Consider the following 17,990-nt stretch of genomic DNA (forward strand, 5'->3'; position numbering starts at 1 on the left):
TTAAACTTCCGCGTTATTTTTTGCTTTATCGCCGTCTTTTTCAGCAAAAAAGAGCAGCTCGATAACCAGCATGGCCGCGCCGATACTGATGCCCATATCCGCTACATTGAACACCGGGAAGTGCCAAGTACCGTAGTACACGGAAATAAAATCCCGAACATAGCCCAACAGAATACGGTCCCACAGGTTGCCGAGGGCGCCCCCCAGAATCAGGGCCAAGGCACAGGATTCCCAGCGTTTTCTAGTGGGCAGGCGCCATAACCAGATGATAACGACAACGCTGAAACCCAGGGCGACGATACCAAAGAACCAGCGCTGCCAGCCCCCAGCATCGGCCAGAAAACTGAAAGCTGCACCGTAGTTTTCTGCATAGGTAAACTGCAGGAAGCCAGGAATAATCTGTAGAGCCGGGCCATGCATAAACATATCCACAGCCCATACTTTGGTAATCACATCCAAGGCCACCAGTGCCAGCGCCAGCCAGTACCAACGCCAGGGATGTCCGAGTAGCAGATTGGATTTAGGCATAGTGCCTCACCTCACCTTTACCAGCCACATTGTCCACACAGCGACCACAGATATCCGGGTAATCGCTGTTCTCACCCACATCGGCACGGTAATGCCAGCAGCGTGCACACTTGGGGTGATCTACTTTACTCACACTGACCTTGAGGCCTTCCATCTCAGTGGCCTCTGCACCAGCGGCATCACTGAGGGGCTGCACAGAGGTGGAGGAGCAGATCAGCACAAAGCGCAGCTCATTTTCCAGCTCCAGCAGTTTCTCGCGCAGGTCATCACTGGCATAAAGAGTCACCGCAGCTTGTAGGGAACCACCAATAGCTCCAGCCCCACGCTGCTCTTCCAGCACTTTATTTACTGCTGTTTTTACTTCGGCAATGGCAGCCCAGTAATCAGCGCCCTTGCCTGACTCGGCCGGTAATTTGGGCAGTGGATACCACTCTTCGAGAAAAATACTGTCGGTATTTGCGCCCGGAATAAATTGCCACAGCTCTTCTGCAGTAAAGCTCATGATCGGGGCTATCCAGCGTACAAAGGCCTGCACAATATGGTAGAGAGCAGTCTGTGCTGAGCGGCGTGCGGCACTGTCTTCCTTGGTGGTGTACTGGCGGTCCTTGATGATATCAAGGTAGAAGCCACCCATTTCCACCACACAGAAATTGTGCAGTTTCTGGTAAATCTGATGGAACTGGTAGTTATCGTAGGCAGCCAGGATCTCATCCTGAAGGCGTGCAGCCTTGTCTAAAGCCCAACGGTCCAGCGCCAGTAGTTCACCCTCGGGTAACAAATCCTTTTCCGGGTCGAAGCCTGCCAGATTGGATAAGAAGAAGCGTGCGGTATTGCGCAGGCGGCGATAGGAATCTGCTGTGCGCTTTAGAATCTCATCGGAGACCGCCATTTCACCACTAAAGTCGGTAGCCGATACCCAGAGGCGCAGCACATCCGCACCCAGCTTGTTAATTACATCCAGGGGAGCGACAGTATTGCCGATAGACTTCGACATCTTGCGGCCCTGGGCATCCACGGTAAAACCGTGGGTCAGCACCTGCTTATAAGGGGCGCAGTCATTAATCGCTATGGAGGTCTTCAGGGAGGACTGGAACCAGCCGCGATGCTGGTCGGAACCTTCAAGATACAAGTCGGCAGGGAAACGTAGCGCTTTGCGACGCTCCAATACAGCATAGTGGGTAACGCCGGAATCAAACCATACATCGAGGGTATCGGTCACTTTCTCGTACTGGTCGGCCTCATCGCCCAGCAACTCGCAGGGGTCAAGATCAAACCAGACGTCCATGCCCGCTGCATCAACCTTCTCTGCCACTTTATCCATCAGCACCGGAGTATCGGGGTGGAGTTCATGGGTTTCTTTATTCACAAACAGCGCAATCGGCACACCCCAAGTACGCTGTCGCGAGATACACCAATCCGGGCTACCATCCAGCATGGCATCGATACGAGCCTTGCCCCAACCGGGAATCCACTGCACATCGTCTGCAGCTTTCTGCGCCTGCTCAAGCAGATCGTTCTGCTGCATGCTGATAAACCACTGAGGTGTTGCACGGTAGATCAAAGGGGTTTTGGTACGCCAGCAATGGGGGTAGCTGTGTTTCAGTTTATCCTGATGTAACAGTACGCCGCGCTCTTTCAGCAGATCGACAATTTTATCGTCGACCTTGTATACATGCTCACCCGCAAACAGCGGTACATTGTCGCGATATACGCCATTATTGTCGATGTAATTCAGGGTCTCGATACCGTATCGCTTACCCACCTGGAAATCATCGGGGCCGTGATCCGGGGCCGTGTGTACACAGCCTGTACCGGCATCAGTAGTGACATGATCTCCAAGAACAATCGGCAGCAGTTTGTCGTAGAAGGGATGATGTACTTTCAGGTGTTCCAAAGCTGTGCCACGGATCCGACCGACCACCTCACCTTCCAAGCCAGCGCGGGCCAATACAGTATCCTGCAGCGCTTCAGCAATCAGCAGACGGCGTTTGCCGGTCTGCACAACCACATATTCCAGCTCACCATTGACGGAAACTGCCTGACTTGATGGCAGGGTCCAGGGGGTTGTAGTCCAGATGACCACAGACAGGGGGCCATCACCCGCGTGACCACCGGCGGCATCTGCGATAGCCAGACACGCCTCCTCGCTCACCGGGTAGCAAACATCGATGGAGTAGGAAACCTTATCCTGATACTCCACTTCCGCCTCTGCCAGAGCTGAGCCGCCTACCACACTCCAGTAAACAGGCTTGAAACCGCGCGCTAAATGGCCGTTCTTCACCACGCGCCCAAGCGCGCGGATAATATCGCCTTCAAACTGGAAGTCCATGGTGCGGTAGGGATTATCCCATTCGCCGAGCACACCCAGGCGAATAAAATCCTTCTTCTGCCCTTCCACTTGCTTGGCGGCATACTCACGGCACTTCTGACGGAAAGTCTTGAAGTCCACCTTGCTTCCGGCCTTACCGATTTTTTTCTCTACCCGATGCTCAATAGGCAAGCCGTGGCAGTCCCAGCCCGGCACGTAGGGAGCGTCAAAACCACTCATGGTTTTCGACTTGATAATTATATCTTTGAGAATCTTGTTGACTGAGTGACCAATGTGAATATCGCCATTCGCATAAGGAGGGCCGTCATGCAGAATAAATTGCTCGCGCCCCGCGCGCGCCTCACGAATTTTTTCGTAGAGCTTGTTGTCCTGCCATTTTTTCAGAATTGCCGGCTCACGCTGTGGCAGGTTGCCACGCATGGGAAAATCGGTCTCAGGCAGATTCAGGGTCGCTTTATAATCAGTCATTGGATGTCTACTTCAGCTCTAGTAGAAAATAAATTATGTCTTGTCAGTTTATCGGGACTGCCGGGGGTTCTGAACGAACCAATCCTTGGCATCTTCAATATCCTCGGCAATACGGGCCTTGAGGATATCCAGTGAGGCAAACTTTTCTTCGTTGCGCAACTTGTGGCAAAACTCCACAGCCAACTCACGCCCATACAGATCGCCACTAAAATCGAACAGGTTTACCTCCAGTAGCGGCCTGGCACCCTCGCCTTCGACTGTTGGGCGGAAGCCAACGTTGGCAACACCATCCAGCTCCGCACATCCGCGGGCGATGTCTCTGCCATCGGTGGCAGTAGTGCGCACCGTGTAGACGCCTACCAGCGGAGAGCGATAGCGGTGCAGGCGCACATTGGCCGTGGGCGCACCGAGCTGACGCCCCAGGGCCCGACCGGGTGCCACCCTGCCGGTAATCCGGTAGGGTCTACCCAAAAGGGCCTGCGCCAGATCAAAATCCCCGCACTGCAAAGCCTCGCGGATACGGGTGCTACTCACCCGGGCACCGCGAATTTCCAGAGTTGCTGTATCCTCAACGGTAAATCCGTGCTGCTCCCCCACTTCCTGCAGCAGGTTGTAATCACCACTGCGATCGCAACCAAAGCGAAAATCGTCACCCACCACCAAATGGCGAATACCCAGCCCTTCAAGTAGTACGCGCTGGACAAATGCCTCGGCACTCAGGCTGCGCAGGGTTTCATTGAACTGCAGGCACAAGACCCGGTCGACACCGGCTTCGAATAGCGCCAGCACCTTTTCCTTAAATCGCATCAGGCGCGCAGGGGCCCTATCGGAGGAGAAAAATTCATGGGGCTGGGGTTCGAAGATAATTGCCACCGAGGGCAAACCATGCTCAAGCGCACGCTGCTGCAACTGTGAAATTATCGCCTGGTGACCGAGGTGTACTCCGTCAAACGAGCCGATCGTTGCCACGCATCCCCGGTGACTGGGGCGCAGGTTGTGCAACCCGCGAATTAGTTCGCGCTCCTGGGCCAAAACGATCTTCCCATCCTCATAAAATCGAGCCGCACAGTATAGCGGATTCCCACTTGGCGACCAGTGGCCACTTGCATCAGCCACCAAACAGGATCAACAACCCGATCAATTTCAACTGGTCGGGCGGAAGTGGCGGGGACGCAAGCCCGATACCAGCAAGACCAGAACATAAGCCAGGCTCCCAGCTGCAACCACGACTCCCATACGCCAGGCCCTGGTAAACCAGCTCCAGCTGCCCCAATCACCCCAGAAGTGCAGTGCGCCAAGCAACACCCCCACCATAAACAGGTTCGCCACAACAAGGCGCAGCAGATAGTTGGCCCACCCTGCCTCAGGGGTGTAAACATCATCCCTGCGGAGTCCCTTGTAGAGCAGCCAGGCATTGATCGCCGCCTGGCAGGCAGTCGCTAATGCCAATCCCATATGACCGAGCTTAAAGTAGTAATTCAGCGGGATCACGAATAAGAGACTCAAAATCATCTTGGCTGAAATGGCAATCAGCCCAAAGCGTACGGGTGTGTAGGTATCCTGGCGCGCGAAATAACCGGGCGCCAGTACTTTGATTAACATAAAGGACAGCAGTCCCATGGCGTAAGCCCGCAGGGACCAAGCCGCCATCTGCATATCATACGGCCGCATCTCGCCATACTGGAACAGCGTAGTCAACAGGGGCTCTGCCAGTACAATCAGGGCCACGGAGGCTGGCAAGGAGATCAAGGTAACACTGCGCAGGGCCCAGTCGAGAGTGTGGCGAAAATGACGGGGATTGCCATCACTATGCTGACGCGACAAGTTCGGCAGTATCACCGTAGCCACCGCCACACCAAATACACCCAGCGGCAATTCAGTCAGGCGGTCGGAAAAATATAACCAGGAGACACTGCCACTCGGCAAAAAAGATGCCAATATAGTGTCCAACACTAGACTGATTTGAGTGACAGAAACCCCAAAAATCGCCGGCGCCATCAGGCGCAGGATCTTACGTACACCCGGGTGGCTCCAATCCCACTTGGGCCTTGGCAACAAGCCTTCACGAGCCAGGAAAGGCAACTGGAACAACAGCTGAACTACTCCAGCCACAAACACCCCCCAGGCCAGCGCCAGAATTTGCGGGTCAAACCAGGAGGTAGCCACCGTCGCTGCCCCAATCAGGACCAGATTCAACATCACGGGGGTTAGCGCAGGAATGGCAAAGCGATCGAAACTGTTCAGAATCGCTCCGGTAAAGCCGGCCAGGGAGATCAACATCAGGTAGGGGAAGGTGATTTGCAGCATATCCGAAGCAAGATCGAACTTCTCACGTTCGCTGCCGTCCCACCACCAACCAAAAGCAAATATTCCCGTCACAATTGGTGCGAATAGCACGCCAAACAGGGTAACTAGTAGCAGCACGCCACCAAGAGCGCCAGCAACCCTGTCGTTCAACTCGCGCGCCGCTGCAATCCCGCCTTTTTGACGGTATTCAGACAACACAGGCACGAATGCCTGGGCAAAGGCACCCTCGGCAAACAGGCGGCGAAAGAAATTGGGGATTTTGAAGGCAACAAAGAAGGCATCAGCGGCATCCCCTGCCCCGGCAAAACGGGCCAGGGCCATATCACGAGCCAAACCAGCCACCCGCGATAGCATTGTCGCTGCGCCAACCACCGAACTGCCGCGCAGCAGTCGTGAGATGCCGGATTTCTCGACCGGTTGTTCCTGGGCAGGGGATGGCTGCGACAAAACTACGACTCCTGGCGATAGGTAGGACCTGTTGGCCGGCAAGTCTACCGCAATTCGGCGGTAACTTTGGAAGCTCAGGGAGAGTCTGCGGCTCTACGACATGGTGCCCGCGAGCCTATACTAGCTATGAGCTAGTCACGCGTCCCACGGAGCAGGCGGCGCGGGGAGAAAAAGGATGACCATTAACGCTTTGATTTTTGCTCTGGCACTGGCGATTGTGCTCTACATAGCAGTGATGCGCGGTCCCCGTCCCCAGCGAGTCCGTGTTCGAGTAGACACACCTCGCGACCGGCGCTACCGCCGTCTGCTGTAAACAGGCCTAAGGGCCTTTTGCCACATTTCGCCATTATTGCGTTGTAGTTTGCCACTGCTGCGCCACGCCAGCGCCTCCTTGGAGCCTTTTAATAGCACTCAAACGGGCCGGAAACAATTTGGCCCCAACGAGTACAAAGAAAGCCTCCAAGGAGAGAGTAATGAAAAAAGCACTAATGGTTGCAGCCCTGACCTCCCTGATCGCCTCCGGTGCCCAGGCAAAGGAACACAACGAATCAAAATTGACCCCGGCCAAACAGGCCACGGTCTTCACTTCTGCCGCCGTAGCCGGGGCAGCAGTGGGCGGGCCGGTCGGATTTATCGCTGGAGCACTCGGCGGGGCTTGGCTCGGCGAGCAGATTAAGCAAGCAGACGAGGCAGATATGCTGGCAACACAATTGACAGAGAGCCGTGCAGAGCTCAGTAACCTGGCACAGCAACTGGATGCGGCTCGACTGTCCGCAAACGATGCCGGCCAACTGGCACTGGACTCCCTGCAATTCCAAATGCTGTTCACCACCGGAGAAGATGAGCTTCAGGAAGGCCAGCTACAACAGCTGGGCGCCATGGCCGACTTCCTCAAGCGCCATCCACACCTGCAGATTCAACTGGAAGGCCACGCCGACCCACGCGGCAGCGACGGCTATAACAATGTGCTGTCAGACCAGCGCGCCCTGAGTGTCGAGCAAGCCCTGCTATCCCTGGGAGTCGACGCCTCGCGTATTAGCCGCCGCGCCCTGGGCTCCACCTATTCGCAGGCGACTCGCGGCGATGTGGATGCTTACGCGATGGAGCGCCGGGTGGATATCCGGTTCTCCCTGCAGGAATCTGTGGCCGGCAGTTTCTGAGCCAATACTGGCCGGCTTCAGCGGACTGAAAATTCGCTCTCACCGGCCAGCAGCTCCCCGTATTGACCGCAATATCAACTTGTGGACCACGCATGCGCCCGTGAACTCCTCCTGAAAGAAACCCTGTTGTGCTTGCGGGCGATCTTCGCCCGCCTTTTTGCCAATAGCCTGTAATTTCGTGCATGATTCTCCGCCTAAGAGGGAAGCAGCCGGAATCAGTCATGAGTGCAACTATCGCCATTGTTGAAGATGAACGTGCAATCGCCGAAAACTACCGCGATGCACTACGCCGCAGCAATTATCGTGTTGACCTATATAGCTCCAGGATTGAGGCCATGGATGCCTTTCGCCAGCGCCTGCCAGATCTCGCTGTGATTGATGTCGGCCTTGGCAGAGAGGTAGAGGGCGGCTTCGAGCTGTGCAGGGAATTGCGTGCCATGGCGCCGAGCCTACCCATACTCTTCCTCACTGCCAGGGACTCCGAACTGGATATTATCTCCGGCCTGCGTCTCGGTGCCGATGATTACCTGACCAAGGACATTTCTCTGCCCCACATGCAGGCGCGCATCAATGCCTTGTTGCGCAGAGTAAGCATCTTGCGGGATCAGAGTGATGAGGGAGAAAGCCTGACCCAGGGAAAACTTGAACTGGATATTTCCAGGCTGCACTGTCACTGGGGTGGACAACCGATAGACCTGACTGTCACTGAGTTCTGGATAGTCCACGCCCTGGCCAAGAGGCCTGGGCACGTCAAGTCGCGCAGCCAGCTGATGGAGGCCGCACGGGTGGTTCTGGATGACAACACTATCACCTCTCACGTAAAGCGTATTCGCCGTAAATTCCAAAGCCTGGACACAGAATTTAACGCCATAGGAACCGCCTACGGTATGGGCTACCGCTGGCAGCCTTAACCATTTTTGACCGCGGCGTGAGTCGATCCGGCGCACAGTACTTTAAGAGCACCGCCCATGAAGCTTCGCCGCCAACTCTTGCTTGTCAGCCTTGTCGCCCTGACCCTTCCATGGGCTGGCTGCCAATACCTGCGCCAAGTAGATGCGGCCCTAGCACAGGGGCAGATGCAAGCGCTTGAGGCCACCGCTGCAGCTATTGCCGCCCGCCTGGCCAGCGCGCCACAATTGATCGCGCCAGACCCACTACGCCACGCCAGGCCACCCGGCGCCCAGCTATACCTCAACCCGCTGTCACAGGCCCCGATACTGGATGGCTATGGGGATGATTGGCACCCCCTGACGCAGAAGCCAAGAGTACTGCCCGACGACCAGCTCACCCCGCTTGGGCAGGTGTCCCTCGGTCAATACAATGAACAGGTCTTCATTTTGCTCACGGTCAGTGACTCTACACCCGCCTATGGCGACCCTCGCACCGGGCTGCTCGCCGGTGGCGATACCATCGAACTGTTCACCGGGGACCGACATTACATACTGCCGGTATCGAGCAGGGGCCCGGTTAGGGCTATGTGGCACAACCCGAGGGAGGGCCGTTTTGAACGCGAGCTGCGGCTCCGCGGGCGCTGGACCGCCTCTCCTGCAGGTTACCAGCTGGAACTGACGCTCCCTTATAGCCTGACCAAAGGAGGCCTCTCGATTCGTATTCTGGATCGCACCAGCAGCGACGGTGCGCCGCCTGTTCGCAGCGCGAGCACTTTTCCTGCCGATGGGAAGCCCGGCCGCCTGACAGGCCCCCTACCCGATCTACAGGTAGAACTGGACCACTTTGCCCGCCCAAGCTTGCTTTTGGCCGTTGTGGATAATGAGGGATTCCTGCTCGCCAGTAGTGGACAGCTGCAACCGGATAAGTCAGATGAGATAGCGGCGACTCCCTGGCTGCGCCGCTGGATTTACCGCAAGCTACTGGCTCGGGAGACACTGCCAGCACTGCCCTCAGACACCCGTCCTCTTGCTACTGTGAAGGGTCGCAACACTGAGGAACAGTGGTTTGGCGGCCCCCTTCAATCACGTATTGGAGCCGTCAGCGTTCCCGTTATCACCCGCGCCGATGAAGTGATCGAACGGCCATTACTCGGACGGGTACTGGTACTCCAGTCTGGCGAGGCCATGCAGTCTATGATGGAGGGGGCAGCCCACCGGTTGTGGTTAATCAGCTGTGCCGCTGCGGGTACCGCGCTGCTATTTTTGCTTGGCTATGCCACTTGGCTATCCTGGCGCATCCGCAAACTGCACCGCGCGGCGCGCAATGCCGTGGATGCCAGCGGCAAGCTGCGTGGCAACTTTCCACATTCAAGAGCCAATGATGAGCTGGGAGCGCTAAATCGTGCTTTTGCCAGCCTGCTCGGTGAGCTGGACCAATACCACCAATACCTGCGCACCCTGGCAAGTAAGCTGTCTCACGAGCTGCGTACTCCTCTTGCTGTGGTGCGCTCCTCCCTGGACAACCTGACCGCTGGCGAGCTGGACCCGCTCAGTCGACGTTATGCAGAGCGCGCCATGGATGGCAGCATGCGCCTGTCCGGTATTCTCAACAGCCTCTCCGCGGCCAGTAACCTGGAAGCCAGTATCCACCAAGCTGAGCGTGAAACTTTTGACCTTGCTGATCTCCTCGAAGTCATGGTCCAGTGCTATAGCGATGCCCACCCAGAACACCACTTCCAACTGGATAAACCCGAGGGAAAACTGCAGTGTCACGGTGCCCCGGAGTTGCTGGCGCAACTGCTGGACAAACTGGTTGACAATGCCTGCAGCTTCGCTCCGGAGGGCAGTGAAATTCACCTTTCAGCCCGCGCCTGTGGCGAAAATTATCTGATCACCGTTAGTAATGATGGACCGCCGCTACCGAACGGCTATACGCACAAGCTGTTCGACTCACTCGTTTCTGTGCGCAAGGACGGTGGCAATAAGGGGCATCTCGGGCTCGGATTGCATATCGCCAGGCTGATTGCCGATTTCCACCACGGCCGCCTGGAAGCCCGCAACCGCGAAGATAACAGCGGCGTTGAGTTCAGCCTGGCCTTGCCAAGTCGCTGACGGCTGCAGGACTTTGTAGCCATATCCGCAATACGCGCCTAACTATGGTTGACAAACAACCAACTGTGGGGATAATGTCGCGTCCCGATCGGGCCCCAGGGCCTGTTAGTTACAGATTTATAGATTCCAGACAGGAGCAACCGGTGGCCAACTCACCTCAAGCGAAGAAACGCGCGCGCCAGAACGACAAGCGCCGCATGCATAACGCCAGTCTGCGCTCCATGGTGCGCACCTACATCAAGAAGGTAGTTGCGGCCATCGATGCAGGCGATGCTGAAAAAGCAAAAACTGCATACGCAGAAGCGGTACCCGTTATTGACCGCATGGCAGACAAAGGCATTATTCACAAGAATAAAGCCGCCCGTCACAAGAGCCGCCTGAACGCCCAGGTTAAAGCTCTGGCTGCTTAATCCTTTAAGCAGAAGACACAAAAAAGCCCCGTAATACGGGGCTTTTTTGTGTCTGCAATTCCGCCTTAGAGCAGGATCAGGTTATCTCTATGGATCAACTCATCATCATCGCGATAACCGAGCAACTCAACAAACCTATCCGATGCCGAGCCAAGAATTCTGACACTCTCACTACTGTCGTAATTGACCAACCCGCGAGCTACTTCCTTACCTTCACCATTACGACAAGACACCAGGTCACCACGATGGAAACGCCCATCTACCGCCGTCACCCCTACCGCCAGCAGGCTGCTCCCACTCTCATACAGGGCCCTCTCAGCACCACTGTCGAGCACCAAGGTACCTCGTACCTGTAACTGTCCAGCGAGCCAGCGCTTACGCGCCGCGAGAGGGTCCGCTTCAGGTAGCAATAATGTGCCCAGCGGCTCCCCCGCCCAGACCCGCGTAATCACCTTTTCCCTCGCACCTCCAGCGATCACCGTGCAGGCACCGGAACGCGCCGCCAATTGCGCTGCACGCACCTTGGTAGTCATACCGCCGCGCCCGAGACCACTGCGTGAATCGCCCGCCATACCCAGGAGCTTGGGGTCTAATGCGGAAGCTTCTCCGATTAGTTTCGCCTGGGGATTGTCACGAGGGTCCTCGGTAAACAACCCATCCGCATCGGTCAAAATCAGCAGGGTATCGGCCTCCACCAGGTTGGCAACCAGAGCGGCCAGGGTATCGTTATCACCAAAACGTATCTCATCGGTAACCACGGTATCGTTTTCATTGACGATAGGCACAGCTCCCAGGGAAAGCAGGGTCCTGAGAGTGCTGCGTGCGTTAAGGTAACGAGTGCGATTGGAAAGATCATCATGATCCAGCAAAATCTGCGCGCTGCGCAAATCAAAGCGACCAAAGGCCTGCTCATAGACCTGCACCAGATGGCTCTGTCCCACCGCAGCAGCAGCCTGTAATTGATGGATAGACTCCGGCCTGCGACCCCATCCCAACCGGTCCATGCCCGCAGCAACAGCACCGGAGGAAACCAGTACCACCTCAATACCTCGCCGGTGCAGCTCGGCCATCTGTGCGGCCCATGCGAATATGGCCGCGCTGTTCACACCATGACCATTGTCGGTCAATAGGGCGCTGCCAATTTTTACAACCCAGCGCCTGCCTTTTAGCAATTCCCGACGGGAATCTGATATGGAGTCCACGCTCTCCCCCTGGACATTGCCCCTGCCGGGCCCTGTTTGCAATTTTTATTATCAAAAAGCCCTGGAGCCAGCGGGGCCTAACGGCGACACAGAAATGCGCCGCCGATCAGGGACTAATCAGGGGCGGTACTCGATATCAACATCATGTTCATCATCATCATCCCAGCCCTCATCGTCACCCACAGGCCCCTTTGCGGCCTTGCGCTTGGCCCTATGGCTTTCGCGCAATTCCTCAATTCGCTTACGCGCCTCACGCTGCATCTGACGCTGAGATTCCAACTCAGCCAATGCCAGTTCCGGATCACGCCCTTCCTCTTCCTGGCGCTCCTCCAGATAATCCATCAGGCGACCACTTAGCGCATCGGTACCTTCTTTACGGATAGCCGCTACGCGGAAAACCGGGCCAGTCCAACCCAAAGCTTGCACAACCGCCTGACAACGCTCTTCCAGCTCTGCAGCGGGAACCAGGTCTGTTTTATTCAACACCAGCCAACGCTCGCGTCCGGCCAGGGTTGCACTGAAGCTGGACAGTTCACGTTCGATTGCTCGCGCATTTTCTACCGGGTCAGAGCCATCAAAAGGCGCCAGATCCACCAAATGAAGCAGCACCCGGCAGCGAGTTAGATGCTTAAGGAAGCGAATACCCAAGCCTGCCCCTTCAGCTGCGCCCTCAATTAGACCGGGAATATCGGCAATCACAAAACTGCGATGCTTCTGTACCTGTACCACGCCCAGGTTGGGTACCAGGGTAGTGAAAGGGTAGTTTGCCACTTTGGGCTTGGCGGCGGAAACAGCACGGATAAACGTCGACTTACCGGCATTAGGTAATCCCAGCATACCCACATCGGCGAGAACTTTTAACTCCAGCTTAAGAGCGCGCCCCTCGCCCTCAGTACCGTTAGTGGTCTGGCGGGGTGCGCGGTTGGTGCTGGACTTGAAGCGGGTGTTACCTAGGCCGTGGAAGCCCCCCTGAGCAACCAGGAGACGCTCTCCGGCTTCTGTCATATCACCAACGGCCTCGCCGCTATCTACATCAATGACAGTTGTCCCCACTGGCACTTTCAGCACCAGATCTTCACCTTTGGCGCCGGTACAGTTGCGCCCGCGGCCGGACTGGCCACTCTCTGCCGAGTAGCGGGGCTGGTAGCGATAATCTACCAGAGTGTTGAGGGAATCGTCAGCCTCCAGGTAGACCGAACCGCCGTCACCGCCGTCACCGCCGTCCGGGCCGCCCCTTTCGACAAACTTCTCCCGGCGGAAGCTCAAGCAGCCATTGCCACCTTTACCCGCCTGTACAAAGATGGGCGCCTCATCGACAAACTTCATAATCTCTCCACCGCCACAGCGGTTGTCTCAGCGATACGCAAAACTGCGTACCCTTATCATCATACCAGCCGACAAGCCACCCCATCCTGGGCACCTGCCACCCTCACTTCTTGCCACCGTGAAACCTGTGGTTTCCCAACAAAAAAGCCCCGCTATAGCGGGGCTTTTTATGAAGCTCGGGCTAGTGACCGCTTAAGCAGTTTCGATAGAAACGAACTTGCGGTTATTGGGGCCCTTAACTTCGAACTTCACAACACCGTCCGCAGTAGCGAACAGGGTGTGGTCCTTGCCCATACCAACGTTAATACCGGCGTGGAACTTGGTGCCACGCTGGCGAACGATGATATTGCCTGCAGCTACAGACTGACCGCCAAAGCGCTTAACGCCCAGGCGTTTACTCTCGGAATCGCGACCATTTCGCGTACTACCGCCAGCTTTCTTATGTGCCATGAGTCGTTACTCCTCTGTTATGCCTTGATGCCAGTGATTTTAACTTCGGTGTACCACTGACGGTGGCCCTGGCGCTTCATGGAATGCTTACGGCGACGGAACTTGATGATTTTCACCTTCTCACCGCGGCCGTGGCTTACCACTTCAGCTGACACTTTAGCGCCACCTACCACAGGAGCGCCGATGTTGATCTTGTCACCGTCAACAACCATCAGCACTTTGTCGAAATCGATGGTTTCGCCAGTAGCTACTTCCAGCTTTTCCAGGCGAATAACTTCGCCCTCTTCTACACGGTGTTGCTTGCCACCGCTCTCAAAAACAGCGTACATATTTCTATGCTCCGATATGGACGACACGAAGCAGCGGGGAACTATATAGTCACCATTCCGCATTTTGGGAGCTTGCGCCGTGTTGTTTAACATCTATTCGCCCAGAGGCCCTAGCACGACCCTATAGCCGCACAGCGCCCGCAATTGGCGGGGCGCAGATTCTAATCAATTCGCCGGGTTGATACAATAGCGCCCCTTCGCCACCCCGGCCCCCGGGAGGCGCCAGTCTAGTCGTATAAGGAATTCTCACATGCTGCCTTTTCACCGGGTCGCCGCCGAAGACTTTGCCGCGGTCAACCAGCGCATTCTCGACCAACTGCACTCAGATGTTCCCCTGGTGGAAAACATAGGGCACTACTTGGTGGAGGCCGGCGGCAAGCGCCTGCGCCCACTGCTGGTACTGCTATGCGCGAGAGCCTGCGGCTACCGGGGTGAGAGCCATATCGACCTGGCCACTATTATCGAGTTTATCCATACCGCGACATTGCTGCACGACGACGTGGTGGACACATCCGATATGCGTCGTGGTCGCCTCACCGCCAACGCCAAGTGGGGCAATGCCCCCAGTGTCCTGGTGGGGGACTTTCTCTACTCCCGCGCCTTCCAGATGATGGTCGCCCTCAAGGATATGAGTATCATGGCGATTCTCTCTGACACTACCAATACGATTGCTGAAGGCGAGGTACAGCAGCTGGTCAATGCCGGCGATCCCGAGGTAAGTGAGGATAATTATTTTACTGTTATCCATAAAAAGACCGGTGCCCTGTTTGAGGCAGCCTGCGAAACTGCCGCTGTAATGGCCGACTGCTCCAGTGAGGAGCAGACGGCGCTGAAACTTTACGGTCGCCACCTGGGCCTCGCCTTCCAGCTGGTTGACGATGCTCTCGACTACCGCGGCAACTCGGAGGAGCTGGGTAAAAATGTGGGGGATGACTTGGCAGAGGGCAAACCAACCCTGCCCCTGATCTACACCATGGCAAATGGCAACAAAGAACAGGCCCTACTGGTAAAAGAGGCGATTGAACAGCGCAGCGCGGAGAAACTGCCGGAGATAATCGAAGCAATCGAGACCTGCGGCGCGCTGGATTACACTATGGAGCGCGCGCGCGCGGCGGTAAATGACGCCAAAGAGCAACTCACCTTCCTTCCTGATTGCGAGCAAAAGAAGGCCCTGCAACAACTAGCCAGTTTTGCCGTAGAGAGGAATGTATAACATCGATACCCACAGCGGTGGGGCGACGGACCGTGACTCCACCTTCCCCCACCCAACTCAAATAGCTCCCGAAAAAACATACCTCATATGCATTCAAACGCACCAGCACCAAGAGGAAAGTTCGAATAATAAAACTGCGTAAAAAATTTATGTGGGAGGGGGATTAAGTTTGCATTGCTCTAAAGAGCAATGCTGAAGTTATTACACAGAGAAGGGCATTACCCTTATCTTGAAGCTGGTTATTTAAAATGCGCCCTATTAATAAAAAAATAGATTCAGCAATAGCTCAACCAAATTTTCTGGCCCACTATTTATAAAGCTATGTATTTTTTCAAAATGAATACCCACTAAATATTTACAGAAAAACCAACGTCAGCTTTTTGAATAGTAGGAGATAGGGGTGGGAATTGAGACCAGCCAAGTCCACCGACTGGCTAGCCTCACGAATTATTTAATAACCTGCGTCAATATCAGCTATTCAAATAACTCTTTTTTAACTACGAATCAGGCTGAGAAGCTCTTTGGTTTTTTCCTGCATTAAAGCTTCATCCCCACGGGATTCCACATTTAAACGAACCACAGGCTCTGTATTGGACATGCGCAAGTTAAAGCGCCATTCAGGATAAACTATGCTCAAGCCATCTACATGCTCGACACTTTTAGCTTCCGGTGCAAACTTTTCTTCCGCAGCCTTCAGCAGTGCCGCTGCATCCTTCACCTTGGAATTAATCTCTCCAGAACAAGGAAAAGCAGCCATACGCTCACTAACCAGCCGTGAAAGGGGCTTACCGCTGCGGCTAACCAGTTCTGCCACTAGCAACCAAGGAATCATACCGCTGTCACAGTAAGCGAAGTCACGAAAATAGTGGTGAGCGCTCATCTCTCCACCATAGATGGCATCTTCCTTACGCATACGCTCTTTGATAAAAGCATGGCCAGTCTTACTCTGCACCGGCTCACCACCAGCGGCACGGACAATATCCTCTGTATTCCACAGCAGGCGCGGATCATGAACCACCTTGGCGCCTTTGTGCTTAAGCAGGAATGCTTCAGCAAGCAGCCCCACCACATAGTACCCCTCGATGAACTCGCCCCTCTCATCGAAGAAAAAGCAGCGGTCAAAATCACCATCCCAAGCTATCCCAAAATCAGCCCCACTCTCACGCACAGCTTCCGCGGTAGATGCGCGGTTCTCCGGCAGGATTGGGTTGGGAATTCCATTAGGGAAATTTCCGTTCGGCTGGTGGTGCACCCGCACAAATTCGAATGGCAGGTGTGGAGCCAAAGCATCCACTACTGCACCGGCACCACCATTACCGGCATTCACGACCAGTTTTAGGGGACTTAGGGCCGCATTATCTATATAGCCCAGCAGATGCTGTACAAAATCCGCACGATGCGCCAAGCGCTGCAGGTCACCGCGACTGGTCACCGGAGCAAAGTTATTTTTCTCCGCCAGGCGCTTGATATCCAAAAGGCCTGTATCTCCACTGATGGGGCTACTTCCGGCACGAACAAATTTCATACCGTTGTAATCCATCGGGTTATGACTGGCGGTCACACAAATACCGCCATCAAAGTCTCCGTTGAAGGTGGCAAAGTAAACCTCTTCAGTACCACACTCACCAATATGGAATACATCGGCCCCGGCGTCGCGCAGCCCATTGTTTAGGGCATCCGTCAACTCAGCACTGGTCAAGCGAATATCATGCCCGACCACTACCCGGCGCGCACCCAGGAACTGGGCAAAGGCACGTCCAACCCGGTAGGCAACCTCTGTATTTAATTCTTCTGGCACGCGACCGCGCAAATCGTAAGCCTTAAAACAGGTAAGCTCAGCCAATTATTTCTTCTCCTGAGTTGCCTGCTCCGGCAGATACACATTCTCATAGACATGATTAGTGGCTTCAATAAAGCCCTCAACCGAGCCACAATCAAATCGTCGCCCCTTAAACGCATACGCCAATACACACCCCTGGCGCGCCTGGGCAAGCAATGCATCAGTAATTTGCACCTCCCCATTTTTTCCGGGAGGCGTGTCGCGAATCAGATCAAAGATATCTGGAGTTAGAATATAGCGGCCAATAATCGCTTTGTTACTTGGCGCCTCTTCCGTTGCAGGTTTTTCTACCATGTCAGTAACCTGATACAGGCCCGGTTTGATTTCATTACCTGCGATTACACCAAACTTATGTATCTGATCCTTAGGCACTTCCTCAACAGCAACAATGCTGCAACGAAACTGCTTATATAGTTGCACCATTTGTGCCAGTACGCCCATGTCCTCATTCAGGCACAGGTCATCCGCCAATACCACAGCGAATGGCTCATCCCCTACCAGGCGTCGGCCTTGCAGGATTGCATCCCCTAAACCGCGCATTTCCCCTTGGCGAGTGTAGGAGAAGCTGGCACTGTCAATTACTTGACGAACAGAGTCCAGATAGCGCTCTTTGCCGGTTCCGGCAATCTGGTGCTCAAGTTCGAAATTGGTATCGAAGTGATCTTCAATAGCGCGTTTGCCCCGACCAGTGACAAAGCCGATCTCCGTCAGACCGGCTTCAATCGCTTCCTCCACACCGTACTGCACCAACGGCTTGTTCACCAGAGGCAGCATCTCTTTAGGCATAGCTTTGGTGGCAGGTAGGAAACGTGTGCCATAACCGGCAACCGGGAATAAACATTTCTTGAGCATTATGCTCTCCCATATTCTAAAAACGAGCGCCCCCCAGCGCTTGGGCGGAAACGTATCATAGACGGAAGGGGTAATCACTTACAGAAGATGACGCCGAATTCACCGTCAAGACCGTATAATTAGGCAC

Annotated in this window: 16 protein-coding genes; 6 read left to right on the top strand and 10 right to left on the bottom strand. The window is 55.2% G+C overall.

All coding sequences use genetic code 11. The annotated features are described in order from the left end of the window. The 4 genes from lspA to murJ all read right to left on the bottom strand — a co-directional run bounded on the left by lspA (window position 1) and on the right by murJ (window position 5,986). Window positions 1–528, bottom strand: coding sequence for a signal peptidase II (gene lspA / locus GL2_RS03835; protein WP_143729382.1), 528 nt, complete (start codon window positions 526–528; stop codon window positions 1–3). Continuing rightward, complete coding sequence (gene ileS / locus GL2_RS03840; protein ID WP_143729383.1) at window positions 521–3,325, bottom strand: isoleucine--tRNA ligase; 2,805 nt, start codon at window positions 3,323–3,325, stop codon at window positions 521–523. Before ileS ends, lspA begins: the two co-directional genes overlap by 8 nt. A 48-nt stretch (window positions 3,326–3,373) precedes the next feature. Further along, window positions 3,374–4,357, bottom strand: a complete 984-nt coding sequence (gene ribF / locus GL2_RS03845; protein ID WP_172621048.1) for a bifunctional riboflavin kinase/FAD synthetase — start codon at window positions 4,355–4,357, stop codon at window positions 3,374–3,376. A gap of 111 nt (window positions 4,358–4,468) precedes the next feature. Next, window positions 4,469–5,986: a murein biosynthesis integral membrane protein MurJ gene (gene murJ / locus GL2_RS03850; protein WP_232053822.1), complete on the bottom strand. Its 1,518-nt coding sequence runs from the start codon at window positions 5,984–5,986 to the stop codon at window positions 4,469–4,471. A 268-nt stretch (window positions 5,987–6,254) separates the two neighbouring features. Here murJ and GL2_RS21415 point away from each other — a divergent pair, with 268 nt between their 5' ends. From GL2_RS21415 to rpsT, 5 genes are all read left to right on the top strand, one after another. Further along, window positions 6,255–6,392, top strand: a complete 138-nt coding sequence (locus tag GL2_RS21415; protein ID WP_172621049.1) for a hypothetical protein — start codon at window positions 6,255–6,257, stop codon at window positions 6,390–6,392. A gap of 160 nt (window positions 6,393–6,552) precedes the next feature. Beyond that, a complete protein-coding gene (locus GL2_RS03855; protein WP_143729386.1) occupies window positions 6,553–7,239 on the top strand; it encodes an OmpA family protein in 687 nt (228 codons plus the stop codon). Window positions 7,240–7,460: 221 nt separating this feature from the next. Next, complete coding sequence (pdsR, locus tag GL2_RS03860; protein WP_143729387.1) at window positions 7,461–8,150, top strand: proteobacterial dedicated sortase system response regulator; 690 nt, start codon at window positions 7,461–7,463, stop codon at window positions 8,148–8,150. 57 nt (window positions 8,151–8,207) lie between these two features. Further along, window positions 8,208–10,241: an ATP-binding protein gene (locus tag GL2_RS03865; RefSeq protein ID WP_143729388.1), complete on the top strand. Its 2,034-nt coding sequence runs from the start codon at window positions 8,208–8,210 to the stop codon at window positions 10,239–10,241. A 143-nt stretch (window positions 10,242–10,384) separates the two neighbouring features. Further along, the gene (gene rpsT, locus GL2_RS03870) at window positions 10,385–10,651 is read left to right on the top strand and encodes a 30S ribosomal protein S20 (protein ID WP_020411431.1); all 267 of its coding nucleotides are present in this window, start codon (window positions 10,385–10,387) and stop codon (window positions 10,649–10,651) included. 65 nt (window positions 10,652–10,716) lie between these two features. Here rpsT and proB read toward each other — a convergent pair whose 3' ends face one another. From proB to rplU, 4 genes are all read right to left on the bottom strand, one after another. Continuing rightward, the gene (gene proB / locus GL2_RS03875; RefSeq protein ID WP_143729389.1) at window positions 10,717–11,853 is read right to left on the bottom strand and encodes a glutamate 5-kinase; all 1,137 of its coding nucleotides are present in this window, start codon (window positions 11,851–11,853) and stop codon (window positions 10,717–10,719) included. A gap of 117 nt (window positions 11,854–11,970) precedes the next feature. Beyond that, window positions 11,971–13,179 (bottom strand): Obg family GTPase CgtA, encoded by a 1,209-nt coding sequence (gene cgtA / locus GL2_RS03880; RefSeq protein ID WP_143729390.1) that lies wholly within the window; start codon window positions 13,177–13,179, stop codon window positions 11,971–11,973. A 192-nt stretch (window positions 13,180–13,371) separates the two neighbouring features. Then, on the bottom strand, window positions 13,372–13,629 hold the full coding sequence (gene rpmA / locus GL2_RS03885) for a 50S ribosomal protein L27 (RefSeq protein WP_020411428.1): 258 nt from the start codon (window positions 13,627–13,629) through the stop codon (window positions 13,372–13,374). A 17-nt stretch (window positions 13,630–13,646) separates the two neighbouring features. After that, window positions 13,647–13,958 (bottom strand): 50S ribosomal protein L21, encoded by a 312-nt coding sequence (gene rplU / locus GL2_RS03890; protein WP_143729391.1) that lies wholly within the window; start codon window positions 13,956–13,958, stop codon window positions 13,647–13,649. Window positions 13,959–14,208: 250 nt separating this feature from the next. Between rplU and ispB the strand changes: the two genes are divergently transcribed. Next, complete coding sequence (gene ispB / locus GL2_RS03895; protein ID WP_143729392.1) at window positions 14,209–15,171, top strand: octaprenyl diphosphate synthase; 963 nt, start codon at window positions 14,209–14,211, stop codon at window positions 15,169–15,171. Between the two features lie 493 nt (window positions 15,172–15,664). Here ispB and GL2_RS03900 read toward each other — a convergent pair whose 3' ends face one another. Together GL2_RS03900 and galU are read right to left on the bottom strand one after the other, a co-directional pair. After that, window positions 15,665–17,014 carry a phosphomannomutase gene (locus GL2_RS03900; RefSeq protein ID WP_143729393.1) on the bottom strand — a complete coding sequence of 450 codons (1,350 nt, stop codon included), beginning with the start codon at window positions 17,012–17,014 and terminating at the stop codon, window positions 15,665–15,667. After that, window positions 17,015–17,863 (bottom strand): UTP--glucose-1-phosphate uridylyltransferase GalU, encoded by an 849-nt coding sequence (galU, locus tag GL2_RS03905; RefSeq protein WP_143729394.1) that lies wholly within the window; start codon window positions 17,861–17,863, stop codon window positions 17,015–17,017. Window positions 17,864–17,990: the final 127 nt, after the last annotated feature.

Origin of the sequence: Microbulbifer sp. GL-2 (assembly GCF_007183175.1) — a bacterium.
Taxonomy (GTDB): domain Bacteria; phylum Pseudomonadota; class Gammaproteobacteria; order Pseudomonadales; family Cellvibrionaceae; genus Microbulbifer.